The organism is Dactylosporangium thailandense, from assembly GCF_059739745.1.
Window position 1 is genome coordinate 2,352,226 of record NZ_AP029195.1, and the last position, 25,005, is coordinate 2,377,230.

Here is a 25,005-nt window from a genome sequence, read left to right on the forward strand (position 1 = left end):
CGACATGGGCAGGCACGCTGCTGACAGCCACGACCTGATCCGCGTGACGGGTGCGCGCGAGAACAACCTCAAGGACGTCAGCATCGAGCTGCCCAAGCGCCGGTTGACGGTGTTCACGGGCGTCTCCGGCTCCGGCAAGAGCTCGCTGGTGTTCAGCACCATCGCGGCCGAGTCGCAGCGGCTGATCAACGAGACGTACAGCTCGTTCGTGCAGGGCTTCATGCCCGTGCTGGCCCGGCCCGAGGTCGACCGGCTGGAGGGGCTGACGACCGCGCTCGTCGTGGACCAGCAGCGGCTCGGCACCGACCCGCGCTCGACGGTCGGCACGGCCACCGACGCCAACGCGATGCTGCGGATCCTCTTCAGCCGGCTCGGGCAGCCGCACATCGGCGGCCCGAACGCGTTCTCGTTCAACGTGCCCTCGGTGCGGGCCAGCGGCGCCATCACCGTCGAGCGCGGCAACCGCTCGACGGTCCGGGCCACCTTCGAGCGCCTCGGCGGCATGTGCCCGCGGTGCGAGGGCCGCGGCGCGGTCACCGAGCTCGACCTGACCCAGCTCTACGACGCGAACAAGTCGCTGGCCGAGGGTGCGATCACGGTGCCCGGCTACAGCATGGACGGCTGGTACGGCCGGATCTTCCTCGGCTGCGGCTACTTCGACCCGGACAAGCCCATCAAGAAGTTCACCAAGCGCGAGCTGGCCGACTTCCTGCACAAGGAGCCGACCAGGATCAAGGTCGACGGGGTCAACCTGACGTACGAAGGCCTCATCCCGAAGCTCCAGAAGTCCATGCTGGCCAAGGACGTCGACGCCCTCCAGCCGCACGTGCGCGCCTTCGTCGAGCGGGCGGTCACGTTCCAGACCTGCCCGGAGTGCGACGGCACGCGCCTGGCCGAGCCGGCCCGCACCTCGAAGGTCCGGGGCATCTCCATCGCCGACGCGTGCGCGATGCAGATCAGCGACCTGGCCGAGTGGGTCCGCGGGCTGGACGAGCCGTCGGTGGCGCCGCTGCTGGAGGGGCTGCGCCACGCGCTGGACGGGTTCGTGCGGATCGGCCTCGGGTACCTCTCCCTGGACCGCCCCGCCGGGACCCTCTCGGGCGGCGAGGCCCAGCGGGTCAAGCTGGTCCGGCACCTCGGCTCGCCGCTGACCGACGTGACGTACGTCTTCGACGAGCCCACCGTCGGCCTGCACCCGCACGACATCGCGCGCATGAACGAGCTGCTGCTGCAGCTGCGCGACAACGGCAACACGGTGCTCGTCATCGAGCACAAGCCGGAGACGATCGCGATCGCCGACCACGTCGTCGACCTCGGCCCGGGCGCGGGCAGCGCGGGCGGCCAGGTCACGTTCGCGGGCACCGTGGCGCAGCTGCGCAAGAGCGACACGGCCACCGGGCGGCACCTCGCCGACCGGGTCGCGCTCAAGGACCCGGTCCGCAAACCGACCGGGATGCTGCAGATCCGCGGCGCGAACGCGCACAACCTGCGCGACGTGGACGTCGACGTCCCGCTCGGCGTGCTCACCGTGATCACCGGCGTCGCCGGCTCCGGCAAGAGCTCGCTCATGCACGCCTCGGTCCCGCCGGGGGCCGGGGTCGTGGCCGTGGACCAGGGGACCATCAAGGGCTCGCGGCGCAGCAATCCGGCGACGTACACCGGGCTGCTCGAGCCCATCCGCAAGGCGTTCGCGAAGGCCAACGGCGTCAAGCCGGCCCTGTTCAGCGCGAACTCCGAGGGCGCCTGCCCGACCTGCAACGGGGCCGGGGTCGTCTACACCGACCTCGGCATGATGGCGGGCGTCTCCTCCGTGTGCGACGAGTGCGACGGCAAGCGCTTCGAGGCGTCGGTGCTCAAGTACAAGCTGGGCGGGTACGACATCAGCGAGGTGCTGGCCATGCCGGTCACCGAGGCCGAGGCGTTCTTCGCCGACGGCGAGGCCAGGCTGCCCGCCGCGCACGCGATCCTGTCCCGCCTGGCCGATGTCGGCCTGGGCTACCTCGGCATCGGCCAGCCCCTGACCACCCTCTCCGGCGGCGAGCGCCAGCGGCTGAAGCTGGCCACGCACATGGCCGACAAGGGCGGCGTGTACGTCCTCGACGAGCCGACTAGCGGCCTGCACCTCGCCGACGTGGAGCAGCTGCTCGGCCTGCTGGACCGGCTGGTCGACGCCGGCAAGTCGGTCATCGTGATCGAGCACCACCAGGCGGTCATGGCCCACGCCGACTGGATCATCGACCTCGGTCCCGGTGCCGGCCACGACGGCGGCCGCGTGGTCTTCGAGGGCACCCCGGCGCAGCTGGTCGCGGCCCGCTCGACCGTGACCGGCGAGCACCTGGCGCAGTACGTGGCCCGCTGACGCGCAAACCGCCCCGGCCGCGGCCTACTGCTGCTGCAGGTAGGACGCGGCCGGGGCGAAGAACAGCGAGCCGGTGACCGGGGTCGAGAAGTCCAGGATGCGGTCGGGCGGGTCGCCGAGGAACATGCGCTCTAGCATGTGCTCGGTGATCGACGGGGTGCGGGCGTAGCCGATGAAGTACGTGCCGAACTCGCCGCGGCCGGCGGCGCCGAAGGGCATGTTGTCGCGCAGGATCTTCGGGCCGATGTCGGTGCGCGCGACGTGCGAGTCGGGCGGCTTGTCGGCCAGCTCCACATCGGACAGTTTGCGGCGGCCGATCGCGCGCTCCTGCTCCTCGACCGGCAGCGCGTTCCAGGCCTCGAGGTCGTGGAGGTACTTCTGCACGATCACGTAGCTGCCGCCCGCGAAGACGGGGTCCTCCTCGCCGACGAGCACGGCGTCGCGGGCCGCCGTGCCGGTCGGGTTCTCGGTGCCGTCCACGAAGCCGAGCAGGTCGCGCACGTCGAGGTACTTGAAGCCGTACACCTCGTCCCGCAGCGTGGTCGCCGGGCGCAGGCGGTGCATGATCTCGGCCCCGAGCGCGAAGCACAGGTCCGAGCGCTGGGCGCGGATGTGGAAGAGCAGATCCCCGGGTGTACCGGTGGCCTGGTGCGCGGGTCCGCGCATGTCCCGGAACGGGTGCAGCTCGGCGGGGCGCGGGCCCGCGAAGAGCCGGTCCCACGCCTTCGAGCCGATGCCGGCGACGCAGCTGAGGCGGCCCTGCGGCGAGTGGAACCCGACCGCGCGCTGCAGCCCCGGCAGCTCGGCGAGCAGGTCCCGGGCGGTGGACTCCCCGCCCGGGTCGAGGGTGAGCACGAGAAACAGGGCGGTGCGGGTCAGCGGGCTCAGCACGGCCTGCGGCTCAATGCGCACGGTCGCGGGGACTACCCCGGGCGCCCGCGACTATGCACGGCCGGGACCCGCTCCACCGCCGTCTCCCCCTTGACCTGGAGCGCGCTCCAGGTGCCAGGCTCGGGTGCGTGACGGAAACGAGGGAGTCCCCGCTCGTGCTCGGGGCGATGATGTTCGGCACCACCGTGGACGAGGACACCTCGTTCGCGCTGCTCGACCGGTTCGTCGAGCGCGGCGGCGCCTGGATCGACACGGCCGACTGCTACGCGTTCTGGGCCGCCGGCGACGGGCGGGGCGGCGCCAGCGAGCGCGTGCTCGGGCGGTGGCTCGCGGCCCGGCCGGGCGTGCGGGAACGGGTGCGGATCGCGACCAAGCTCGGGGCCGAGCCCCTCGAACCCGGTTCGTGGCCGGCCCGCCGGGAAGGGTTGGGTGCGGCGGCGGTACGGCACGCCTTCGCCGGAAGCCTCGACCGCCTCGGCCTCGACCGCGTCGACCTGCTCTGGCTGCACCAGGAGGACCGTTCGGTGCCGATCGAGGAGACCGTCGACGCGCTCGCCGGGCTCGCCGCGGACCGGTTCGGCGTGTCCAACCACCCCGCGTGGCTCGTCGAGCGCGGCCGCGCCCACGCGCTGCGAACCGGGGCGAGGCCGTTCGACGCGCTGCAGCTCAACGCCACCTACCTGCGGCCGCGCCCCGGCACGCTCCCGCCCGGCGTCGAGCACCGCTTCGGCGTGCTCAGCGACGAGCAGGCCGACTACGCGGCCGAGCACGGGATGGACGTGTGGGCGTACACCCCGCTGCTCTCCGGCGCCTACGACAACCCGGCGAAGGAGATTCCACCGGTGTACGACCACCCGGGCAACGCGGCCCGCCTGCGGGCGCTCGACGCCGTCGCCGCCGAGACCGGGGCCGCGCGCGGGCAGGTGGTGCTGGCCTGGCTGCTGCGCCGCGGCCTGCGCCCGATGCTCGGCGGCAGCAAGCCGCACCAGCTCGACGCCGCGCTGGACGGCGTCGAGCTGGAGCTGAGCGTCGAGCAGGTGGAGCGGCTCAGCGCGGCGGACCGCTTCGCGTGGGCGAGTCCCTACGCCGAGCGCTGAGCGGCCTCAGCACAGGGCCGCGTCGACGCTGTCCGCCACGTCCTTGACCATCTCGAGCGACGTCGGCAGCCCGGTCACGGCGACGACGGCGCCGCGGCCGTCCGTGGTCACGAGGTTGCGCGTCTCGAAGCCCTGGATGTCGCCGCCGTGGCCCCAGGCGATGCCGCCGCAGGGCAGCTCGTGGCGGGCGATGCCCAGGCCGTACGACCAATGGTCCGTCGGCTCGAAGTCCGGCGCGGGGACGGTCGTCAGCATGGCCTGCTGCTGGGCCGGCGGCAGCAGCCGGCCGGCGACGAGCGCCTCGAAGAACGCCCGCAGGTCCGACGGCGTCGAGACCAGCTGGCCCGCGGACCACCCGAGCGACGGGTCCATCTCGGTGACGTCGACCCACGGGGCGCCCGGCGCGACGGCGACGTAGCCCTGCGGGTGCCGGCCCCGCAGCCGCTGCTCGCCGACGCCCGGCCAGTACGTGTCGCGCAGGCGCAGCGGCTCGATGACGCGCCGCGTGATCTCCTCGCCGATGGGCCGCTGGGTCACCCGTTCGGCGATGAGCCCGGCGAGGACATAGTTGGTGTTGCTGTACTCCCACCTCGCCCCGGGCGCGAAGCTCGGCGGCTTCGTGAGCGCCGCGTCGACGAGCCGCCGCGGCTCGAAGTACGCGTGGCTGAGCGCGACGAGATCGTCGGGCTTGGCGAACAGGACGTCGTCGTAGTCGGGCAGCCCGCTCGTCTGCTGCAGCAGCTGGTGCACCGTGATGCGCGACCCGTCGTTGCCGTTGCCGTGCACGACCCCGGGCAGGTAGTGCTCGACGCTCTGCTCGAGGTCGATCCTCCCCTCCCCGGCGAGCTGCAGCACGACGACGGCCGTGAACGTCTTGGTGTTGCTGCCGATGCGCACCTGCCCGTTGACCGGCACCTTGCTCCCGGCGGCGGAGTCGCGGACGCGGCCGTCGCGGCCGCGGACGGAGGCGAGCGCGCCCGGGAAGCCGTCGTCGCGCACGAGGTGCTCGAGCCGCGGCTGGACGCCGTCGCGCGCCGGGTTCGCGAGCGCGGGCGGCACGGCCACGACCCCGGCCGCGAGGACGGCCGAGACGCCGGCCGCGAGGAGAACACGTGTATTCGTTGGCATGTATCGAACGCTATGAGCGCCGAGGCCCCGGGGCGATGCAGCCCACTGGCCGATCGTGGTGGTGCAGGCTGTACCGCGCCGGGGATCGCGGTGGATCGCCGGGGCTCACCAGGCGAAGCGCTCGCGGTGCAGGCGCGGGGCGGGGACGCCGATGCGGCGCGCCGCGCGCAGGACCGCGTCGGTCCACGGGTCGGGGCCGCACACGTACACGTCGTGCTCGGCGAGGTCGGGGGCCAGGGAGCGCAGGGCGGCCAGGTCGTCGTAGTCCGCGTAGCCCACGGGGAGCCAGGAGCCGGCCGAGGCGCGCGGGCCGACGAGCGGGACCAGCCGGACGCCGCGGTCGCGGGCGAGCCACTCCAGTTCGTGCAGGAAGGCCACGTCGTGGGGGTGGCGGGTGCGGTACACCAGCGTCGCCTTGCCGTGGCCGTAGGGCAGGTCCCACAGCAGGGCCAGCAGCGGCGTGACCCCGATGCCGCAGGCGAACATGGTCACCGGGCCGCCCGAATAGGTGCCGGCGGTCATCCGGCCGTACGGGCCCTCGATGACGACCCGCGTGCCCGGGCGCAGCGTGGCCATCCGGGCCGTGCCCGCGCCGACCGTCTTCACGGTGATGCGCAGCCGGTCGCGGCCCGGCGGCCCGGACAGGGAGAACGGCTTGCCGAGCAGCGCCCCGTGGCCGTCCAGGAACCGCCAGACGAAGTACTGCCCCGCGCGCGCCGGCAACCGGTCCAGCCGCCGGCCGCGCAGGTACACGGAGACCAGCCCCGGCGCCTCCTCGGCGACGCGGTCGACGGTGAGCCGGTGCCGCAGCGTGCGCCAGACCGGCAGGCCGAGGCGGAAGACCACGGTGGAGCCGGCCGCGGCCGCGTACATGGTCCACCAGAACGCCCTCGCCGCCGGGGAGGCGAAGTCGCTGCCCAGCCACAGCTCGTGCGGGACGGCGAGGGCGATGCCGGCGTACGCGTACAGGTGCAGCAGATGCCAGGTCTCGTACCGCATCCGGCGCCGCACCGGCCGCAGCGAGGTCGCCGTCACGAGCACGAGCGCGAGCAGGCCCAGCAGCGCCGGCCACATGCCGCGGTACACGCTCAGCAGCGTCCCCAGCTGGTGCGGCGGATCGGTGCCGGCGCGCCGGGCGGAGGCGACGAGCGCGAGCCCGGGGTGCGCGAGCAGGAGCACGAACGAGGCGGAGCCGGTCCAGCGGTGCCAGGCGCCGAGCGTGTCCCGGCCGAACGCCCGCTCGACCCAGGGGATGCGCGCGATCAGCAGCACCTGGAGCAGCAGCAGGTCCGTCGACCACAGCGCGGCCAGGCGCCCGGCGGCCGCGAGCCCGGGCGCCGACGTCGCCAGGCCGGTGAGCCACAGCCAGGTGACGGCGGCCAGGCTGCCGGCCGCGATCAGCTTCGCCGTGGTGCGCACGGCGATTGACGGTACGAATGCCGGGGTTTTCGCCATAGCGTTTGTGAACTAACCCTCGGATCGCGGAAAAGCGTTATCCACCGTTCCGAAGCAAGCAAGCGCTTGGTAGCCTACGGCATGCGGTTCGGCATCCTCAGCCCCGTCGTCTTCCGGCCGCCCGGGCAGTTCAGCCCCTGGGAGGCCGCGGCGGGCCCGGCCGAGCTGGTCCGGGTCGCGGTGGCGGCCGACCGGCTCGGGTACCACCACCTGACCTGCAGCGAGCACGTCGGCGTGCCGGTCCGCATCGCCGCGCGGGCCGGCGGCACCTACTGGGACCCCCTCGCGACCCTGGGCTTCCTCGCGGCGCACACGACCCGCATCCGGCTGGCCACCCACGTGCTCGTGCTCGGCTACCACCATCCGCTGGCCATCGCGAAGCGGTACGGCACCCTCGACCTGCTCAGCGGCGGGCGGGTCGTCCTCGGCCTCGGCGTCGGCAGCCTCGCGGAGGAGTTCGCGCTGCTGGGCGCCGACTTCGACGGGCGGGGCGCCGCGGCCGACGACGCGATCGCGGCCATCCGGGCCGCGTGGGGCCGGGCGGTGCCCGAGTACGAGGGCACCCACTACGCGTTCCGCGACTTCCTCGTCGACCCGCACGCGCCGCGGACCCGCGTACCGCTGTGGATCGGCGGGTACACCGCGCGCTCGCTGCGCCGGGCCGCCGAGCTCGCCGACGCCTGGGTGCCCTTCGGCCTGCCGCCGGAGCGGATCGGGGCGATGCTGGCCGCCGTCGAGCGGCCGGAGGGCTTCGAGGTGGTCCTCAACCCGCCGCCGCTGGACCCGATCGCCGAGCCCGGCGAGGCGCGGCGGCACGTCGAGCAGTTCCACGCGGCCGGCGCCACGATGCTGAACGTCGTCCTGCGCCACCGGAGCGCGGAGCACTGCGTCGAGCAGCTCGAGGCGCTCCGGCAGCTCTTCCCGGAGGCATTCGATGCCGGAGCGTGACGAGGTGCTCGCCGACCTGCAGCGCCGGGTCCGCGAGCTCGAGGACCGGCTGGCGCTCATGCAGCTGCTGGCCACCTACGGGCCCGCGGTGGACAGCGGCTCCCCGGGGCCGGCCGCGGGGCTGTGGACCGACGACGGCGTCTACGACGTGTACCCGGCGCCGCTGCACGGCCGGGCGGCCATCGCCGGCATGGTCACCGGCGAGCTGCACCAGGGGCTGATCCGGGCCGGGGCCGCCCACCTGCAGGGCGTGCCGCACCTGCGCATCGACGGCGATCGGGCCGTCGCCATCGCCTATTCACAGTTGGTACTGCGCGACGAGGCCACGGACACCTTCCGCACCTGGCGCACCGGCGTCAACCGCTGGGAGTTCGTCCGGACCGCCGAGGGGTGGCGGTGCACCCACCGGGTCAACCGGCAGCTGGACGGCGGCGCCGAGGCCCGGGACCTGCTGCGAGAGGCGCTGTAGCGCCGTTCAGGTCGAACCGCACGCCGGTGGCGTCCTCCGCGATGGCCCACAGGCGCGCGGCGAGGGCCGGGTCGGCCGCGTGCGGGGCGATCGCGCCGGCGTGCACGCGGTCGTCCCACTTGCGCAGGCGCGGGCCGATGAAGTCGCCCGGGCGCGCGTGCGGGTCGGTGGCCGCGTAGAGGATCGGGATCGCCGCGCGTTCGGCGGGCCGGCCGACGGCCGCCTGCAGCACGCGCATGAACGCCCGCCCGGCGCGGCTGGGCAGGTTCGAGTTCATCGGGGTGTTCGCCATGCCCGGGTGGGCCACGAGACTGCGGATCGGGCGGCCCGCTTGTCGCAGGCGCCGGTCGAGCTCGAGGCCGAAGACGAGCTGGGCGAGCTTCGAGCCGACGTAGGCCCGGCCCTTGGAGTATCCGCGCTCGGCGGCCAGATCGTCGAGCGGGAGCGTCTTCATGTGGCGGTACAGCGCCGAGCCCACATGCACGATCCGCGCCCCGCCGTCGCCGCGCATCCGGTCGAGCAGCAGGCCGGTCAGCGCGAAGTGGCCGAGGAAGTTGGTGGCGAACGTGCTCTCGAAGCCCTGCGCGCTCAGCTCCCGCGGCCGGTTGCCGATGCCCGCGTTGTTCACGAGCACGTCGACCCGCTCGCCGACGCCCGCCGCGAACGCGCGCACGGAGTCGAGGTCGTTGAGGTCCAGCGCCCGCGCGTCGAACTCGGCCGCCCGGTCCGGCGTGCGCACGGCCGCGATGACGTGGGCGCCGCGCTGCTTGAGCTCGCGCGCGACGGCCTGCCCGAGCCCGCTGCTGGCCCCGGTGACGATGACGGTGCGCCCGGCCATGTCCATGACGGTCCCCTCCCCTTGAACGGATAATCTATCCGTTAGTGGGTTCGACCGTAGCACAGAACGGATGAGTTATCCTCTAGCTGTGACGCTCCGCGCCGACTCCGCCCGGGTGCGGGCCCAGATGCTCGCGGCCGCCCGGGAACGCGTGCGCGCCGGCGACCTGGACCTGCCCATGAACGCCATCGCCAAGGACGCCGGCGTGGGCGTCGGCACCGCCTACCGCCACTTCGCGAACCGCCAGGCGCTGCTGGAGGCCCTCGCGGCGGAGAGCCTCGGGGCGCTCGTCGCCGACGCGGAGGCGGCCGCGGCCGACCCCGAGCCGGCCGCCGGCTTCGCGACCCTGCTGCGCAACGCGCTGCGCCTGCTGCGCGACGACCCGACGCTGGCGCTCGTGCTGGCCTCGGCCCAGCCCGCCTGCCTGACCGAGACGACGGACCTGACGACGCAGCTCGGCGGCGCGGTGACGACGATCCTGTCCCGCGCCCGCGCGGCCGGCGCCATCCGCCCCGACGTCACCGCCGACGACGTGCGCCGCCTGATCTGCGGCGTGCAGCACGCGGTCGACGCCGGCACCGACGCGGGCGCCGAGGAGCGCTACCTCGACATCCTGCTCGCCGGCCTGCGCGCCGCTCGGTAGGCGGCCGAGAGCCGCTCAGGCGCCCGTCAGCAGGGGCTCGTGGGTGTCCCAGAGCCACCGCAGGTACTCCCGCAGCTCCTCCGGCGTCGCCACCCAGCCCTCGCGCATGTACGTCAGGATGCGCCGCAGCTCGCCGGGCACCAGCTCGTGGGCCGTCGCGCCGGTCTCCGGGATGCGCCGGTGCGGGGGCACGGGCACGGGCGACGGCAGCAGCGGGACGCGCAGGCCACGCCGCAGCAGCTCCTTGAGCACGGTGAGGTAGGCGCGGGGCAGGTGGTACGGCGACACGGCGAGCGCCAGCCCGCCGATGCCGTGCGCCCGCACCTGCTCGGCGATCCAGACCGCCTGCCGGCCGGTGTCGGCCGCCGGCTCCGGCTGGATGTGCACGCCCTCGGTGCGGCGCAGGCCGAGGCCGCGCAGGTGGTCGAGGGTGATCTCGACGTACGTGGCCTCGGCCGGGTTCGCGTTCGCCACCAGGAGCCGGCGCAGCCGCGGGCTCGCCTCCCACGCGCGGATCGCGTGGGTGAAGCGCCACTGCTCGCCCTGGCCGCTGGCGATCGCGATCGCGTCCACGCGCTGCGCCGCCGGCTGCGGCAGCGTCAGGATCATCGTGATCGCCGCCGCCACCGCCGGGAGCCGCTCGTCCGCGAAGTCGTCGGTGACCAGGCGAGGGATCTGCACGGTCCCGAGTATCCCCGAGGCGGCCCCGGCCCGGCGAGCGTCAGCCGGGCACGTGCAGCACGGCGTCGACGCCGGCGACGGTGTCCGCGTCCAGCGGGAAGTAGCCCATCTGCGGCGTGGTGTCGGTGCGGGTGCGCGCGGCCGGCACCTCGGACGCCGGGGTCAGGCCCGGGCGCAGCCGGCCCTCGTACGTGTCCGGGTCCGGCGCGCCGAGCCCCTTGGCCGCGCTGGTGCCGAGGCTGCCGGCGATGACGTGGTAGCGGGCGCCGAGCAGCGGCGCGATGATCGACCCGGCGCCGCTCCAGCTCAGCTCCAGCTCGCCGAGCGTCCAGCGGCTCGGGCCGCGGCGCAGGTGCAGGTTGTGGCCGTAGAGCAGCGCCGGGGTGTCCCGCAGGTCGAGGATGTTCTCGGCGATGAGCACGTCGCGCACGGCCATCAGCCGCGACACCCGCACGCTGTGGTCGAGCCCGGGGATCGAGCAGGCGCGGTGGTACCGCAGCAGCTGCATCCCGCCCGTCAACCGCGTCCGGGCCCGGCGCCACGCGGCGGCGGACGTGGCCGCGATCAGTGACGGCGCCCGCATGTGCAGCTCGGTCCACATGTCCTCGGCGATCGTGCGCAGCTCGGCGGCCTCGGGGCCGGAGCCGGGCGACCGCGCCGGGTCGAGCACGGCCTCGGTCCGCGACCACCGCTCGTCGTCGCCGGCCAGCCGGTCGAGATCCGCGTCCAGACCCAGATACCCGCGGGCGTACTCGAGGTAGCCCCGCGGGCTCGGCGCGCTCATGTTCTCGGTGGGCGCGTCGAAGCCCTGCAGCGAGAGCCGCTCGTGCGGCGGCCGCGCCGCGTTGTACTCCCGCATCCACACGACCAGCTCGCGGTTGGCCGCCAGCCGGCCCCACTCGTGCGAGAAGCCGTCGCGCAGCACCGTGTCGAGGTCCCCGACGCCGTCGCGCACGTAGTCGTCGACGAGCAGCGCGGCGACCCGGTCGATCTCGAGCGCGATGGTGCGGAAGCCCCGGCCGGCGAGCTCGGCGAACAGCTCGTTGCGCCGGCGGGGGACGGCGTCCTCGAGGTGCGTCGGCTCGCCGAACGCCAGCAGCTCGCAGGACTCAGGTACGAAGGTCATACATGTGCATCGTACCGCTGAAACAACGGTTGAGACTTCGGCCGCTCCTTGCCGCGCGGACGCCTGGCAAAGCCTCAAACTCGCGGTGCATGGACGAACAGCAGCGGGCAGGCCGCGTGGTACAGCAGCCGCTGGCCCACCGAGCCGCCCAGCAGCGCCGCCGCCGGGCCGTGCGGGTGGCCCCCGAGGACGAGCAGCCGCGCCTAGCCGGACGCCTCCAGCAGCACTCCGGCCGGGTCGCCGGCGGGCACCCGGGCCATGGCCGGCACCGCCGGGTACTTCTCGTGCCACCGCTGCACCTCATCCGTGAGCTCCCAGAGCAGGTTCGCGCGGGCCTGCACCGGGCCGGGCGACAGCGGCGGGATACCGATACCCACGATCACGTCGTCGTGCCGGCCATTCATGATCATCGCCCTCCCGGTCTCGTCGCCGTGCTCCACCTCGAACCTCGCACGCGCCGCGGGCCGGAGCCAGGGGCGTACGGCTCGCCGGGGACGTGCCGATGGACCCTGGGCGGCCGAGCCGGGCGGCCATACGTTCAGGGCGTGACGATCGGGCGAAGGAGGCCTGTGATGAGCCGCTGGGAAGTGGCCGACGTGATGACCGTCGGCGCGGTGTCGGTGCGGGAGGACACACCGTTCAAGGAGATCGTCGACCTGCTCGAGGCGCACGAGGTCAACGCGCTGCCGGTGGTCGACGCCTTCGACCGGGTGGCCGGGGTGGTGTCGTCGGCCGACCTGATGGCGAAGATCGAGTTCGCCGGGGACGACGACCGGATCCGGCTGTTCGAGAACCGGCACACCCGCCAGGCGCGCGGCAAGGCCCACGCCACCGCCGCCGGCGAGCTGATGAACGCGCCCGCCGTGACCGTCACGGGCGGTGCGTCCCTGGCGGCCGCGGCGCGGATCATGGAGGCGGCCGGGCTGAAGCGGCTGCCCGTCGTGGACGACCTCGGCCGGCTGGTCGGCATGGTGACCCGCCGCGACCTGCTCAAGGTGTTCCTGCGCACGGACGCGGACATCCTGCGCGACATCACGGCCGAGACGCTGCCCGGCCTGCCCGGCGTGGAGCCCGCGCAGCTGCGGGCCGAGGTCGACGACGGCGTCGTGACGCTCCTGGGGCAGGTCGAGCGCGCGTCCGTCATCCCGTCGCTGATCCGCCGGATCGAGCGGATCGACGGCGTGGTCGACGTCGTCAGCCACCTCTCGGCGATCGCCGACGACGAGCCGAAGCCGTACCAGGCCCCGGTGATGTTCTGAGCGCCCGACGGGGCGGCAGACCCAGGCGGCGCCCCGCGTCGAGCGGCGAGTCGTGCACCGCCGGGTGGGCGGCGTGGTCGAGGATCTCCTGCGCCTGCTCGACCGGGTCGCGGCCCCAGATCCGCGCGGTGCCCTGCTCGGTGACGATGTAGCTGTGCCCGACGAACGACGTCTCGTGGACGACGCCGTCACGGTCGGGGATGCCCGGCTGGGCGTTGAGCATGACGAGCCGGAACTCGGCGATGCTCGTGTCGGCGGCGGCCAGCAGCCGGTGCGGGGCGGCGAAGTTGCCGCTCGCGACGATTCGCGGCACACCCGGCAGCGCGCCGAGGACATGGCCGAGCTCGGACTCGGTCACCGTTCGCATCACGGATCTCCTTCAGTGGGTGGGGTGCTGCCGGTCCAGCCGGGCCTGCAGGCGATCCTGCAACCGGTCCAGCGCCTCGTACGGCGAGTCGGCGTGCGCCTCGGCGTGCAGGACCCGGCCGTTGAGGTCGATCTCCGCGCGGGCGGTCACCGGCCGGACCGCGGCCGGGTTGCCGGTGCGGTCGAGCCGGACGCGGGCGAACAGCACCGGGCGGGCGGTGTGCCCGAGGACCGCGGCGACCTTCTCCCGGGCATAGTGCTGGATCCGCGGCTCCATGCCCGGCTGCAGCTGCACGCTGATCTCGACCTCGTCATGACTGCGGGACATCGTCGTCGTCCTCTCCGCCGTAGGCGCCGGGCGGATCTCCGCCCGAGATCATGTGATCGCCGTTGCGGGGGATGTATCCAGGGGCCGACGGCCCGGGGCCGCGGGGACTTCGGCCCTGCCCGCGGGCCGCGGAACGGACGACGCTTGGGCCATGACCACCATGAGCCTTTCCGCGCAGACCGAGCTCGCCCCGTGGCGGGGATTCCGCGGCGGGCGGTGGCGCGACGAGGTCGACGTCGCCGGCTTCATCCGCGCCAACGTCCGGCCCTACACCGGCGACGGGAGCTTCCTCGCCGGCCCGACCGAGCGGACCGCGCACGTCTGGGGCCTGCTCACGGCGATGTTCCCGGCCGAGCGCGAGCGGGGCGTCCACGACGTCGACCCGCGCACGCCCGCCTCGATCACCTCCCACGCGCCCGGCTACATCGACCGGGATCGGGAGCTGATCGTCGGGCTGCAGACGGACGCGCCGCTGCGCCGGGCCATCATGCCCGCCGGTGGGCTGCGCATGGTGAAGAACGGCCTGCGCGCGTATGGCTACGAGCTCGACCCGCTCGTGGAGGAGTGCTTCACCCGGCACCGCAAGACCCACAACGACGCCGTGTTCGACGCCTACACGCCGCAGATCCTCGCGGCCCGCAAGGCCGGCGTGATCACCGGGCTGCCGGACGCCTACGGCCGCGGCCGCATCATCGGCGACTACCGGCGGGTGGCGCTCTACGGCGTCGACTTCCTCGCCGAGGCCAAGCGGCGGGACAAGGCCTCGCTCGACCACCGCGCGGCGACCCCGGACGTGGTGCGCGACCGGGAGGAGCTCGCCGAGCAGCTGCGGGCCCTCGCCGAGCTCAAGGCGATGGCGGCGTCGTACGGCTTCGACATCGCCGGACCCGCGCGGACGGCCCGCGAGGCGATCCAGTGGCTGTACTTCGGCTACCTCGCGGCCGCCAAGGAGCAGAACGGCGCCGCGATGTCGCTCGGGCGCACCTCGACGTTCCTCGACGTGTACCTCGAGCGCGACCTCGCCGACGGCGCGCTGAGCGAGGCGGGCGCCCAGGAGCTCGTCGACGACTTCGTCATCAAACTGCGCATCATCCGCTTCCTGCGCACGCCCGACTACGACCAGCTGTTCTCCGGCGACCCGACGTGGGTGACCGAGTCGATCGGCGGCATGGGCGCCGGCGGTTCGACGCTGGTGACCCGGACCTCGTACCGCTACCTGCAGACCCTGTACAACCTCGGACCGGCGCCGGAGCCGAACTTGACGGTGCTGTGGTCGCCGGCCCTCCCGGAGCCGTTCAAGCGCTTCTGCGCGAAGGTGTCGCTGGACACCAGCGCGATCCAGTACGAGAACGACGACCTGCTGCGGCGGTACAGCGACGACGACACCGCGATCGCGTGCTGCGTCTCGGCCATGCGCGTCGGCAAGGACATGCAGTTCTTCGGCGCCCGGGTCAACGTGGCCAAGGCGCTGCTGTACGCGATCAACGGCGGGCGCGACGAGATGTCCGGCGTCCAGGTGGCCCCCGCGGCCCCGCCGGTCGCCGGGGACGTGCTCGACTACGCCACCGTCCTCGCCGCCTACGACCGCACGCTGGACTGGCTGGCCCGCACCTACGTCGACGCGCTGAACATCATCCACTACATGCACGACAAGTACGCCTACGAGCGCCTCGAGATGGCGCTGCACGACTATCCGGTGCGCCGGTTCCTGGCCTGCGGCATCGCGGGCCTGTCGGTCGCGGCGGACAGCCTCGCGGCCATCAGGTACGCGACCGTGCGGCCGGTGCGCGACGAGACCGGGCTCGTCGTCGACTACACCGTCGAGGGGGAGTACCCGGCCTTCGGCAACGGCGACGAGCGCGCCGACCGGATCGCCGTGTGGCTCGTGGACACCTTCATGGGCAAGGTGCGCGGCAACCCGGCCTACCGCGACGCGATCCACACCCAGTCGGTGCTCACCATCACCTCGAACGTGGTGTACGGCAAGCACACCGGCAACACCCCCGACGGCCGCCGCGCCGGTGAGCCGTTCGCGCCCGGCGCCAACCCGATGAACGGCCGCGACGTGCACGGCATGGCCGCCGCCGCGCTGTCGGTGGCGAAGCTGCCGTACGCCTCCGCGCGCGACGGCATCTCGCTCACCAGCACCGTGACGCCCGATGGCCTCGGCCGGGACGAGCGGGAGCGCACCGCGAACCTCGCCGGGCTGCTCGACGCCTACATGGGCGCGGGCGGGTTCCATCTCAACGTCAACGTGCTCGACCGGGAGACGCTGCTGGACGCGATGGCGCATCCGCAGCGGTACCCGCAGCTGACGATCCGGGTCTCCGGCTACGCCGTGAACTTCGTCCGGCTCACCCCCGAGCAGCAGCGCGACGTGCTCGGGCGCACCTTCCACGGCTCGCGATGACCACGGGCCGGGTGCACTCCTGGGACCTGTCCACCGGCGTGGACGGCCCCGGGACCCGCTTCGTCGCCTTCCTGGCCGGGTGCCCGCTGCGCTGCCTGTACTGCCAGAACCCGGACACGTGGCACCTGCGCGACGGCCAGGAGTCCACCGTGGACGGTCTGCTGTCGACGGTGCGCGGATTCGCCGGGTTCGTGCGGGCGGCCGGCGGCGGGCTCACGGTCAGCGGCGGCGAGCCCCTGCTCCAGCCACGCTTCACCCGGGCGCTGCTCGCCGGCGCCCGGGAGCTCGGCCTGCACACCGCGCTCGACACCTCCGGCGCGCTCGGCGCCCGCGCCGACGACGCGCTGCTGGACGCCACCGACCTCGTGCTGCTGGACATCAAGCGCTGGAACCCGGCCGGATACCGGCGGCTGACCGGCGGCGAGCTGCGGCCCACGCTCGACTTCGCCGACCGGCTGGCCCGGCGGGGGACGTCGATGTGGCTGCGGTACGTCCTGGTGCCCGGCGTCACCGACGACCTCGACGAGATCGGGGGCCTGGCCGCGTTCGCGGCCGGGCTCGGCACCGTGGAACGCGTCGACGTCCTGCCGTTCCACCGGCTCGGTGCCGGCAAGTACGACCGGCTCGGCCTGCCGTTCCCGCTGCGCGACACCGAGCCGCCCTGCGCCGCGCTGCTCGAGCGGGTCCGGGCCCGGTTCCGCGAAGCCGGACTCGAAACCCTGTAGCCGAACGTATCGGGAGCACGTCATGGTGGCGATCCAGTACATCGACCGCGTGCCGGCGAGGAGCGCGAACGAGCCCGGGCGGCTGCTCATGCGGGCCGCCCTGGCGGCCCAGGAGGCGCCCTCGGCGAGCGGCGCCCGGCCGTGGCGCTGGCGGATCGACGGCGACCGCGCGGCCCTGTTCGAGGACACCCGCCGGCGGACACCCGAGGACCGCGACGGCCGCATCGCCACGATCGGCTGCGGTGCCTCGCTGCACCACGCCCTGGTCACGCTGGCGGCCGACGGCGCCGGAGTGTCGGTCCAGCGGTTCGCGGCCGACGGCGATCCCGGCCCGCTGGCCCTGGTGCGCTACACCGGCCCGGCCGCCCGCCGTCGCCGCAGCGACCGGCTCCACCGCGCGATCGCCGTGCGGCACACGGACCGGCGCCCGTTCGCCGGCGTCCCGCTCGGGCCGGAGCGCGTGGCGATGCTGCGGGACGCGGCGGAGCGCGCCGGTGCGGCGCTGCGGCCGCTCGAGGACCCGGCGGCGTGGGCGCTGCCTGGGCATCCGGGCCGGTACTTCGCCGTCACGGCCCCGGGCGACTCCCGCCGCGACCTGCTGATCGCCGGCGAGGCGACCTCGGCGGTGCTGCTCACCGCGGCCGCGGCCGGGCTCGTCACGTCGGTGGAGCGGTTCGCGGCCGCCCCGCACCCCGGCGCCGGCCCGGCCGTGCTGCTCGGCCTCGGCGTCGCCGGCCGGCTCGGCGCCCTCGATGTCAGTCGTGGCCGCGGCCGTTGTCCTGCGAGCTGAAGTTGCCGGTCCAAGCGGCCTTGGCGCCGGAGTCGCCGATGCGGTACATCCCGTAGACCCCGGCCACCCCCGCGACCAGCGCGAGCACCGCCACCACGCTCGTCACCGCGCTCGACAGCGGGGCCAGGTAGGTCCGGCGCCCGGCGACGGCCCGGGCCTCCCGGTCCCGCCACCAGACGATGAGCGCCAGCACCGCGATCGGGACGGCGTAGAAGATCGCGGTGTCGCCCAGCTCGGCGTGCGCGCGCACCAGCTCGCCGCTCGGCACCCGGCGCTCCAGCCACTCGCCCGCGTCGGTGGTCAACGGCACGAGCAGCACGACCAGCACCGCCAGCACGGCGTTCGAGCCGGCCAGGCGGTGCCGGGCGGCCGGCCAAACCGCGGTCAGCACGAGCAGCAGCGCCGACAGCGGCAGGAGCACGACGATGGCGTGGACGAGCAGGATGTGCGCGGGCAGGCCGTTCAAGGTGGTCATGGGGTCCTCGCCGGGAGCCGGATGATCTGACCGGCCAAGGTTAGGAAGCCGATTCTTCGAGTTCTCCCATGTGCGGTCCGCAGACTGGCCGGCGTGAACGAGATCGGCCCGTCGGCGGCCGGCCGGGTGCGCCTGGCCGGGCGGCGCCGCCCCCCGCCGCCGCCCCCGCCGCGGCACGGGTGGCGGGCGGTGGCGTGGGCGGCCGCGGCGGCGAGCGTGCTGGCGGTGCTCGCCCTGTGGGCGTCCGGCGGCGGATACCGGGAGGAGCCGCTCACCGCGCTGGGCCGGGTGACCGGGCTGGTCGGCTCGGATCTGCTGGTGCTGCAGGTGCTGCTGATGGCCCGGATCCCCTGGGTGGAGCGCGGCTTCGGCCAGGACGCGCTGGCCCGCTCGCACCGGCTCGCCGGGTTCGGCTCCGGCTGGCTGATGCTCGCCCACGTCGTGCTGATCACGGCCGGCTACGCGCGCACGGGCGGCGACGGCCTGCTCGGCACCGGGTGGGACCTGGTCGTCACGTACCCCGGGATGCTGCTGGCCGCGGCCGGGACGCTGCTGCTCGTGCTGGTCGTGGTGCTGTCGGTGCGGGCGGCCCGGCGCCGGCTGCGCTACGAGTCCTGGCATTTGCTGCACTTGTACGCGTACCTCGGCATCGGCCTGGCCCTGCCGCACCAGCTGTGGACGGGCGCCGACTTCACCGCCTCGGCGGCGGCCTCCGTCTTCTGGTGGGGCCTCTACGCGGCCGCGCTCCTGGCCGTCGTCGTCTTCCGGCTCGGGCTGCCCCTGTGGCGCTCGGCGTACCACCGGCTCCGGGTCCACCACGTGGTCGCCGAGGCACCGGGGATCGTCTCGGTGTACCTGCGCGGGCACCGGCTCGACCGGCTGCCGGCCCGGGCCGGCCAGTTCTTCCTCTGGCGCTTCCTCGACGGTCCCGGCTGGTCGCGGGCGCACCCCTTCACGCTGTCGGCCGGGCCGGCGCCGGACGCGCTGCGCATCACGGTCAAGGATCTCGGCGACGGCAGCCGGCGGGTCGGCTCGCTGCGGCCCGGCACCCGCGTGCTCGTCGAAGGGCCGTACGGGGCGCTCACCGCCGGCCGGTCGAGCGGCCACCCGGCGCTGCTGATCGCGGCCGGCGTCGGCATCACGACCATGCGCGCGCTGCTCGACGAGCTCGCCGCGCCCGACGCCGTGCTGCTCTACCGGGTCCGGGGCCGGGCCGAGGCGGTCTTCCGGGCCGAGCTCGACGACCTCGGCCGCCGCCACGGGGTCCGGGTCGTCTACCTGGAGGGGCCCCGGTCGCGGTACGGGTCGTGGCTCCCGGCCGGCCTCGACGCCCCCGGGACGCTGCGCCACCTCGTGCCGGACATCGCCGGCCGGGAGGCCTACCTGTGCGGGCCGGCGGCGTGGATGGCCGCCGTCCGCGCCGACCTGCGCGCGGCCGGTGTCCCCGGCGGGCGCATCCACAGCGAGGAGTTCGCATGGTGAGCATCGGGGGCCCGCGATGCGCCGATTGACCCTGTGGTTCGCCGCGACCGTCGCCGCCACCGTCCTGCTGTTCAGCTACCGCACCAGCCTCGGCGCGACCGTCGCCGCCCCGCCCGCCCCGGTGCCGGTGCCGCCCGCCGATCCGGTGCCGTCGGGCTCCGTCCCCGCCTCCGCCGCGGCGACGGTGGCGGTGGCAGGACCGGTGGCCCGGACCCGCTACGGGCCGGTCCAGGTCGAGGTCCGGCTGCGGGGCCGGACGATCGCCGACGTGCGCGCCGTGCGCTGGCCGAACGCCAACGACCGGGACGCCGAGATCAGCATGGCCGCCCTGCCGCGGCTGCGCGCCGAGGCCCTGACCGCGCAGAGTGCCCACATCGACACGGTCAGCGGGGCGACGTACACCAGCGACGGGTATCGCACCTCGCTGCAGGGCGCGCTCGACCGGGCCCACGTCGGATGAGCGAGAGTGGAGGCGTGATCCGTGTACTGCTCGTCGAGGACGACCGCGAGCTCGGCGAGCTGCTCGTGCGCGCCTTCGGCAACGCCGGCTACGCCGTCGACCTGGCCCCCGACGGACAGGCCGGCCTGCACCGCGCCCTCACCCGCGGCTACGACCTGCTGGTGCTGGACCGGGGCCTGCCCGCCATCGAGGGCCTCGACCTGCTGGCCCGGCTCCGCCGCAGCGGTGTGCGGGCCCCGGCGCTGATCCTCACCGCCCTCGGCACCGTCGCCGACCGCATCGCCGGGCTCGACGGCGGTGCCGAGGACTACGTGGTCAAGCCCTTCGACCTCGGCGAGCTGCTGGCCCGGGTCCGGGCGCTGCTGCGGCGGCAACCGCCGGCCGCCGGGCACGTCGTCGCCGTCGGCACCGCCGAGTTCGACCTGATCACCCGGACCGTGACCGCCGGGGACGGCACCGTCACGACCCTGTCCGGCCGGGAGAGCGACCTGCTGCGCCTGCTCGCCGAGCACCCGAGCCGCGTGTTCAGCCGCCGCGAGATCGCCGCCGGCGTCTTTCCGGACTCCGGTACCGACACGCTGGCCGACACCTACGTCCACTACCTGCGCCGCAAGCTCGGCGCGGCCGTGGTGACCACCGTCCGCGGCACCGGCTACCGGCTGGGCCGGCTGTGAACCGGTCCGATCCCGACGGGGACCTGCTGCGGCACGCGCGGCGCACCCTGGCCGTGCGGTACACCGTGGTGATCGCGCTGATCCTGCTCGCCGTCGGCGCGGTCGCCCTGTACGTCGTGTCCCGCGAGGAACGCTCCGCCCTCGCCTCCTCGGTGCGGCAGACGGCGGCGACGGAGGAGGACGTCGTCGACCCGCCCCGCGGCAGCTGGATCTTCCGGCTGGACGAGTCCGGCGCGCTCACCGCCACCGAGGACGCCCCCGCGGGGTTCCCCGACCGCGCGGCGATGGACCGGGTCCGCGCGGGCGGGCCGGCCGAGCAGACCAGCAACGGCGACTACCTCGTGGTCACCCGCCGCCACGGGACCGCCACCGTCCAGGTCGTCGGGAGCCTCGCCGCCCAGCGGTCCGAGACCCGCCGCCTGCTGGCCGCCCTCGGCACCGCCGAGCTGCTCGGCCTCGCCGGCGCCGTCGCCGCCGGCTGGCTGTTCGCCCGCAACGCCACCGCGCCGCTCGGCGAGGCCCTGGCCCGCCAGCGCCGCTTCGTCGCCGACGCCAGCCACGAGCTGCGCACCCCGATCGCCCAGCTGCACACCCGCACCCAGCTCCTCCAGCAGGACCTGCGGGCGGGCGCCTCCGCCGCCGACATGGCGCCGGACATCGGCCGTCTCGTCGCGGGCACCCGCCAGCTCGGCGAGATCGTCGAGGACCTGCTGCTGTCGACGCACCTGGCCGGCCGCGTGGAGACCGGCGCCGAGGTCGACCTCGGCGTGCTGGCCGACGCCGTGCTCGCCGGCTTCCGGGACCGCGCCCGCGCCGGGCAGGTCGAGCTGGAGCTGCGCACCGATCCCGAGCAACCCTCGATCATCCACGGCCGGGAGGCCGCCCTGCGCCGGGTCCTCACCGCCCTGGTCGACAACGCCCTCAGCCACACCCCGCCCGGCGGCCACGTGCGCGTCGAGCTCGGCCGGCTGGACGCCCCGCCGCGCGTCCAGGTGATCGTCCGCGACGACGGTACCGGCTTCGACCCGGCGGACGCGCGGCACATCTTCGACCGCTTCGCCCGCGGCCACGACGACCACCGGCGCTTCGGCCTCGGCCTCGCGCTCGCCCGGGAGGTCGTCACCGGGCACGGCGGCACCATCGAGGCCGACGGCGTGCCCGGCGGCGGGGCGACGTTCACGATGCGCCTGCCGGATTAGCCCCGTCCCGGGCCGCCGGGCACCGCATTCATGCATGTGCACCCTGCCGGTCGATGCGGACCCGAGCCCGGTTAAGCTCCGCGCCGGAGGGTGGCGTACCGGACTGGAGAAGGATGACCGAAGTCCCTGTGCTCTACAGCCCCTGGTACGTCCTCGGCGTCTTCCTCGCCAACGGCACCGGGTGTGTGCTGACCGTCTTCTGCCTGGTGCGCATGACCGACGAGCGCCGCTCGACCGCCAACCGGGCGCTGATGGTCGTCGGCGCCGCCTGGGGGCTGATCGAGACCGCCCGCGACGACGCCCTGTTCGTCCTCGCCACCGCCGTCCACCTGCGCGACGACCAGGTGCAGTTCTTCCTGGCCCCCGGGCTGGCGCTGACCGTCGGCACCATCCTCATCAGCATCGTCGTGCTGGGGGTCGCTGCGGCCTGGCCTCGGCCACTGTGGACGGTCGCCGCCGGGGTGACGGTCGGGCTGCTCACGTCCGCGATGATCGTGCAGTCGATGCTGTCGGGCCGGTCGGGCTACGTCACGTCGATCAACGCGTCCGCCGCGGTGGCCATCGCGGCCGGGCTGACAACGGTCATCGCGACGGCGGTCTACCTGGCGACCGGCGCGACCCGGCGCTGGCGGAGGGCGGGGCCGATCATGGTGGTGGCGCTGGCCATGACCGTCGCGCAGTACCTGATGGCCGGCCAGGTGACCGTCGACTTCACCGCGACCGTCGACGACGCGGCCGGCGCGTCGCCGATCACGCTCATCTTCATCACGGTCGCGGCGTTCGGCGTGCGGATGATCGCCCTCACGCTGCTCAGCATCACCGACGAGGGCCGGGTCGAGCAGCATTCCGAGGCGTACGAGGGCACCCGCCGCGCCCAGTGACCACTGCCCGCTAGTGCGGCCCGCCGGTGGCGCCCGCGATCGCGACCGCCGTGAGCAGGCGCTGCCGGCGGCGGGTCAGCACGGCGAAGCACGCGGTCAGCACGACCAGGTCGAGCTCGGCCCACCCGCCGGTGACCTCGACCCGCAGCGGCCGGCCGGGCCAGCCGGCCCGCACCTCGATGCGGGCGTCGCCAAGGGTCAGCGTGCCCGAGTGCCGGCCCGGGCTCCAGCGGACCGTGTCGCCGCCGGGGCCGGGCACGCGGGCGCCGGCCGGGTGCAGGGTCACCACCGGGCGGCCGCCCGCGCGGGCCACCACGCCGAGGCGGCAGCGGTCGGTGGGCTCGAGCTCGAAGTCGCCCGCGTCCGTGTGCAGGGCGCCGTGCCGCATCGAGCCGCGGGTGCGCAGCGTGGCGGTCCGGAAGGCGTGGACCCCGCCCCGGCTCGCCACGGTGTGGGCGGTCGTCATGGCCCCGACGGTAGAAAGCCGGGCGGGGCGGCGCATCGGCCGGGCGGGATCCGCGGTTACGACTTTGGTCGGTGGTACGGCCGCGGCATCTCCGCCTAGTCTGACCGCCGTGAGCACGACTGGTCCGCTGCGGGTCGCGGCCACCGTGATCGTCGTCGCGATCGGGGGCCTCACCGCGACCGGCCTCGTGCCCGCGCACGGCCCGCTCGACATCGCGGTCGCCGTCGTTGCCGTCACGGGGGCGGTCGCGGCGCTGTTCCGCCCCGTCGGTGCGGGCCTCGCGCTCGGCGCGCTGGCGGCCCTCTCGCCGGTGGCGACGCCGGCCGCGACGTTCGCGGCGCTCAACGCGGCCCGGCGCCGTCCCCTGCGCGGCGCCGTGGCCGTGGCGGTGGCCGGGATCGCCGGGCACGCGGTGCAGGGCCGGTGGCGGCCCTACCCGGGCCTGTTCTACGGGTGGTGGCTGCTGCTCATGGCCGCCGCCTATGCCGCGCTGCTCGGCTGGGGCGTCTGGGCCCAGGCCCGCCACCAGCTGCTGATCTCGCTGCGGGAGCGGGCGGTGCGGGCCGAGGCCGAGCAGGGCCGGCGCGTGCTCGAGGCGCGGCTGGCCGAGCGCACGCTGGTCGCGCGGGAGATGCACGACGTGCTCGCGCACCGGCTGTCGCTGCTGGCGATGTACGCGGGCGCGCTGGAGTACCGCCCCGACGCCCCGCCGCAGCGCCTGGCCGAGGCGGCGGGCGTGATCCGGCTGGGCGTGCACCAGGCCCTCGACGAGCTGCGGGAGGTGATCGCCGTGCTGCGCCACGAGGACACCGGGGTCGTGCGCTCGCTGCCGGACGTGCCGCGCCTCGTGGAGGAGGCGGTCGCGGCCGGGCAGAGCGTCCACTTCCGCGACGAGTCCGGGGCGCCCGGGCTGGCGCCGCTGATCGGGCGCACCGCGTTCCGGGTCGTGCAGGAGGCGCTCACGAACGCCCGCAAGCACGCGGCCGGCCAGCCGGTCACCGTCGAGCTGCGCACCGAGGGCGGGATGCTCGTCGTCGACGTGCGCAACCCGGTCGGCGAGGACCTGCCGGACCTGTCCGGCTCCGGCGTCGGGCTGGTCGGGCTCACCGAGCGGGTCGGGCTCGCCGGCGGCACGCTCGATCACGCCGTGACCGCGACGGGCGAGTTCCGGCTGCGAGCGGAGCTGCCGTGCCGGACGGTCTAGTGCGCGTGCTCGTGGTCGACGACGATCCATTGGTACGGTCGGCGCTCACGATGATGCTCGACGGCGCGCCCGGCATCGAGGTCGTCGCGGCGGTGACCGACGGCGACGAGGTGCCCGCCGCGCTCGACCGGCACGCGGCCGGCGTGGTGCTCATGGACCTGCGCATGCCCCGGGTCGACGGCATCCAGGCGACCCGCCGCGCCCGGGCGCGCCCGCAGCCGCCCGAGGTGGTCGTGCTCACCACGTTCGACACCGACGAGCACGTGGTGCGGGCGCTGCGGGCCGGGGCGAGCGGGTTCCTGCTCAAGGACACCCCGCCCGAGCGGATCGTCGAGGCGATCCGGCGCGTGGCCACCGGCGACCCGATCCTGTCCCCGGCCGTCACCCGGCGGCTCATGGCCCGGGTCGCCGCCGACGCGGCCGCGTTCGAGCGGGCGCGCGGGCAGCTGGCGGCGGTGAGCCCGCGCGAGCGGGACGTGGCCGTGGGCGTCGCGCGGGGGCTGACCAACGCGGAGATCGCGGCGGAGCTGACCATGAGCGTCGCGACGGTCAAGGCGCACCTGACGCACATCATGACCAAGCTCGGCCTGGACAACCGCACCCAGGTGGCGATGCTCGTCCACGACGCCGGGCTGGTCTGAGCGGGGTCTA

At 74.6% G+C, this 25,005-nt stretch carries 28 protein-coding genes; 16 read left to right on the plus strand and 12 right to left on the minus strand.

Going from position 1 to position 25,005, the window contains the following annotated elements:
- Nucleotides 1–4 precede the first annotated feature (4 nt).
- On the plus strand, nt 5–2,359 hold the full coding sequence (locus AC6JBM_RS10290; RefSeq protein WP_497983366.1) for an ATP-binding cassette domain-containing protein: 2,355 nt from the start codon (nt 5–7) through the stop codon (nt 2,357–2,359).
- Nucleotides 2,360–2,383: 24 nt separating this feature from the next.
- Here AC6JBM_RS10290 and AC6JBM_RS10295 read toward each other — a convergent pair whose 3' ends face one another.
- Nucleotides 2,384–3,271, minus strand: coding sequence for a Dyp-type peroxidase (locus AC6JBM_RS10295; protein ID WP_497983367.1), 888 nt, complete (start codon nt 3,269–3,271; stop codon nt 2,384–2,386).
- Between the two features lie 107 nt (nt 3,272–3,378).
- Here AC6JBM_RS10295 and AC6JBM_RS10300 point away from each other — a divergent pair, with 107 nt between their 5' ends.
- A complete protein-coding gene (locus tag AC6JBM_RS10300) occupies nt 3,379–4,347 on the plus strand; it encodes an aldo/keto reductase (protein WP_497983368.1) in 969 nt (322 codons plus the stop codon).
- A 6-nt stretch (nt 4,348–4,353) separates the two neighbouring features.
- On the opposite strand, the gene AC6JBM_RS10305 is transcribed toward AC6JBM_RS10300, so the two are convergent.
- Complete coding sequence (locus AC6JBM_RS10305) at nt 4,354–5,475, minus strand: serine hydrolase domain-containing protein (RefSeq protein WP_497983369.1); 1,122 nt, start codon at nt 5,473–5,475, stop codon at nt 4,354–4,356.
- Between the two features lie 105 nt (nt 5,476–5,580).
- A complete protein-coding gene (locus tag AC6JBM_RS10310) occupies nt 5,581–6,894 on the minus strand; it encodes a ferredoxin reductase family protein (protein ID WP_497983370.1) in 1,314 nt (437 codons plus the stop codon).
- A 117-nt stretch (nt 6,895–7,011) separates the two neighbouring features.
- Between AC6JBM_RS10310 and AC6JBM_RS10315 the strand changes: the two genes are divergently transcribed.
- Together AC6JBM_RS10315 and AC6JBM_RS10320 are read left to right on the plus strand one after the other, a co-directional pair.
- Complete coding sequence (locus AC6JBM_RS10315) at nt 7,012–7,878, plus strand: TIGR03619 family F420-dependent LLM class oxidoreductase (protein ID WP_497983371.1); 867 nt, start codon at nt 7,012–7,014, stop codon at nt 7,876–7,878.
- Complete coding sequence (locus AC6JBM_RS10320) at nt 7,865–8,347, plus strand: nuclear transport factor 2 family protein (protein WP_497983372.1); 483 nt, start codon at nt 7,865–7,867, stop codon at nt 8,345–8,347. Before AC6JBM_RS10315 ends, AC6JBM_RS10320 begins: the two co-directional genes overlap by 14 nt.
- On the opposite strand, the gene AC6JBM_RS10325 is transcribed toward AC6JBM_RS10320, so the two are convergent.
- Complete coding sequence (locus tag AC6JBM_RS10325) at nt 8,289–9,185, minus strand: SDR family NAD(P)-dependent oxidoreductase (protein WP_497983373.1); 897 nt, start codon at nt 9,183–9,185, stop codon at nt 8,289–8,291. The two genes, AC6JBM_RS10320 and AC6JBM_RS10325, sit on opposite strands and share 59 nt — an antisense overlap.
- Nucleotides 9,186–9,273: 88 nt before the next feature.
- On the opposite strand from AC6JBM_RS10325, the gene AC6JBM_RS10330 reads away from it, so the two are divergent.
- Nucleotides 9,274–9,828 (plus strand): TetR/AcrR family transcriptional regulator, encoded by a 555-nt coding sequence (locus AC6JBM_RS10330; RefSeq protein ID WP_497983374.1) that lies wholly within the window; start codon nt 9,274–9,276, stop codon nt 9,826–9,828.
- A 15-nt stretch (nt 9,829–9,843) separates the two neighbouring features.
- On the opposite strand, the gene AC6JBM_RS10335 is transcribed toward AC6JBM_RS10330, so the two are convergent.
- The 4 genes from AC6JBM_RS10335 to AC6JBM_RS10350 form a co-directional block, all read right to left on the minus strand.
- Nucleotides 9,844–10,509 (minus strand): YdcF family protein, encoded by a 666-nt coding sequence (locus AC6JBM_RS10335; protein WP_497983375.1) that lies wholly within the window; start codon nt 10,507–10,509, stop codon nt 9,844–9,846.
- A gap of 40 nt (nt 10,510–10,549) precedes the next feature.
- A complete protein-coding gene (locus tag AC6JBM_RS10340) occupies nt 10,550–11,635 on the minus strand; it encodes an erythromycin esterase family protein (protein WP_497983376.1) in 1,086 nt (361 codons plus the stop codon).
- A gap of 74 nt (nt 11,636–11,709) precedes the next feature.
- A complete protein-coding gene (locus tag AC6JBM_RS10345; RefSeq protein ID WP_497986439.1) occupies nt 11,710–11,832 on the minus strand; it encodes a universal stress protein in 123 nt (40 codons plus the stop codon).
- A 6-nt stretch (nt 11,833–11,838) separates the two neighbouring features.
- Entirely contained in the window at nt 11,839–12,045 is a 207-nt protein-coding gene (locus AC6JBM_RS10350) for a hypothetical protein (RefSeq protein WP_497983377.1), read from the minus strand.
- Nucleotides 12,046–12,207: 162 nt separating this feature from the next.
- On the opposite strand from AC6JBM_RS10350, the gene AC6JBM_RS10355 reads away from it, so the two are divergent.
- Nucleotides 12,208–12,894: a CBS domain-containing protein gene (locus tag AC6JBM_RS10355; protein WP_497983378.1), complete on the plus strand. Its 687-nt coding sequence runs from the start codon at nt 12,208–12,210 to the stop codon at nt 12,892–12,894.
- On the opposite strand, the gene AC6JBM_RS10360 is transcribed toward AC6JBM_RS10355, so the two are convergent.
- Nucleotides 12,830–13,261 (minus strand): acetyl-CoA hydrolase/transferase C-terminal domain-containing protein, encoded by a 432-nt coding sequence (locus tag AC6JBM_RS10360; RefSeq protein ID WP_497983379.1) that lies wholly within the window; start codon nt 13,259–13,261, stop codon nt 12,830–12,832. The genes AC6JBM_RS10355 and AC6JBM_RS10360 overlap by 65 nt on opposite strands.
- 12 nt (nt 13,262–13,273) lie before the next feature.
- Nucleotides 13,274–13,588: an HPF/RaiA family ribosome-associated protein gene (locus AC6JBM_RS10365; RefSeq protein ID WP_497983380.1), complete on the minus strand. Its 315-nt coding sequence runs from the start codon at nt 13,586–13,588 to the stop codon at nt 13,274–13,276.
- Between the two features lie 151 nt (nt 13,589–13,739).
- Here AC6JBM_RS10365 and pflB point away from each other — a divergent pair, with 151 nt between their 5' ends.
- The 3 genes from pflB to AC6JBM_RS10380 are packed head-to-tail and all read left to right on the plus strand — an operon-like array spanning nt 13,740 to nt 17,513.
- Complete coding sequence (pflB, locus tag AC6JBM_RS10370) at nt 13,740–15,998, plus strand: formate C-acetyltransferase (RefSeq protein ID WP_497983381.1); 2,259 nt, start codon at nt 13,740–13,742, stop codon at nt 15,996–15,998.
- Nucleotides 15,995–16,723 carry a pyruvate formate-lyase-activating protein gene (gene pflA, locus AC6JBM_RS10375; protein WP_497983382.1) on the plus strand — a complete coding sequence of 243 codons (729 nt, stop codon included), beginning with the start codon at nt 15,995–15,997 and terminating at the stop codon, nt 16,721–16,723. Before pflB ends, pflA begins: the two co-directional genes overlap by 4 nt.
- A gap of 22 nt (nt 16,724–16,745) precedes the next feature.
- Nucleotides 16,746–17,513 carry a hypothetical protein gene (locus AC6JBM_RS10380; protein ID WP_497983383.1) on the plus strand — a complete coding sequence of 256 codons (768 nt, stop codon included), beginning with the start codon at nt 16,746–16,748 and terminating at the stop codon, nt 17,511–17,513.
- Here AC6JBM_RS10380 and AC6JBM_RS10385 read toward each other — a convergent pair.
- A complete protein-coding gene (locus AC6JBM_RS10385; protein ID WP_497983384.1) occupies nt 17,479–17,988 on the minus strand; it encodes a DUF2231 domain-containing protein in 510 nt (169 codons plus the stop codon). The genes AC6JBM_RS10380 and AC6JBM_RS10385 overlap by 35 nt on opposite strands.
- Nucleotides 17,989–18,081: 93 nt before the next feature.
- On the opposite strand from AC6JBM_RS10385, the gene AC6JBM_RS10390 reads away from it, so the two are divergent.
- The 5 genes from AC6JBM_RS10390 (at nt 18,082) to AC6JBM_RS10410 (ending at nt 22,684) form a co-directional block, all read left to right on the plus strand.
- Entirely contained in the window at nt 18,082–19,470 is a 1,389-nt protein-coding gene (locus AC6JBM_RS10390) for a ferredoxin reductase family protein (protein WP_497983385.1), read from the plus strand.
- 16 nt (nt 19,471–19,486) lie between these two features.
- The gene (locus AC6JBM_RS10395; protein ID WP_497983386.1) at nt 19,487–19,930 is read left to right on the plus strand and encodes an FMN-binding protein; all 444 of its coding nucleotides are present in this window, start codon (nt 19,487–19,489) and stop codon (nt 19,928–19,930) included.
- A 14-nt stretch (nt 19,931–19,944) separates the two neighbouring features.
- On the plus strand, nt 19,945–20,604 hold the full coding sequence (locus tag AC6JBM_RS10400; protein WP_497983387.1) for a response regulator transcription factor: 660 nt from the start codon (nt 19,945–19,947) through the stop codon (nt 20,602–20,604).
- Nucleotides 20,601–21,803: a sensor histidine kinase gene (locus AC6JBM_RS10405; RefSeq protein ID WP_497983388.1), complete on the plus strand. Its 1,203-nt coding sequence runs from the start codon at nt 20,601–20,603 to the stop codon at nt 21,801–21,803. The genes AC6JBM_RS10400 and AC6JBM_RS10405 overlap by 4 nt, the downstream gene beginning before the upstream one ends.
- A 113-nt stretch (nt 21,804–21,916) precedes the next feature.
- Nucleotides 21,917–22,684 (plus strand): hypothetical protein, encoded by a 768-nt coding sequence (locus tag AC6JBM_RS10410; RefSeq protein WP_497983389.1) that lies wholly within the window; start codon nt 21,917–21,919, stop codon nt 22,682–22,684.
- A 10-nt stretch (nt 22,685–22,694) separates the two neighbouring features.
- Here AC6JBM_RS10410 and AC6JBM_RS10415 read toward each other — a convergent pair whose 3' ends face one another.
- A complete protein-coding gene (locus tag AC6JBM_RS10415) occupies nt 22,695–23,150 on the minus strand; it encodes a hypothetical protein (protein WP_497983390.1) in 456 nt (151 codons plus the stop codon).
- A gap of 109 nt (nt 23,151–23,259) precedes the next feature.
- Here AC6JBM_RS10415 and AC6JBM_RS10420 point away from each other — a divergent pair, with 109 nt between their 5' ends.
- Nucleotides 23,260–24,354 (plus strand): sensor histidine kinase, encoded by a 1,095-nt coding sequence (locus tag AC6JBM_RS10420; RefSeq protein WP_497983391.1) that lies wholly within the window; start codon nt 23,260–23,262, stop codon nt 24,352–24,354.
- Nucleotides 24,339–24,995 (plus strand): response regulator, encoded by a 657-nt coding sequence (locus AC6JBM_RS10425; RefSeq protein WP_497983392.1) that lies wholly within the window; start codon nt 24,339–24,341, stop codon nt 24,993–24,995. The genes AC6JBM_RS10420 and AC6JBM_RS10425 overlap by 16 nt, the downstream gene beginning before the upstream one ends.
- Nucleotides 24,996–25,005 lie beyond the last annotated feature (10 nt).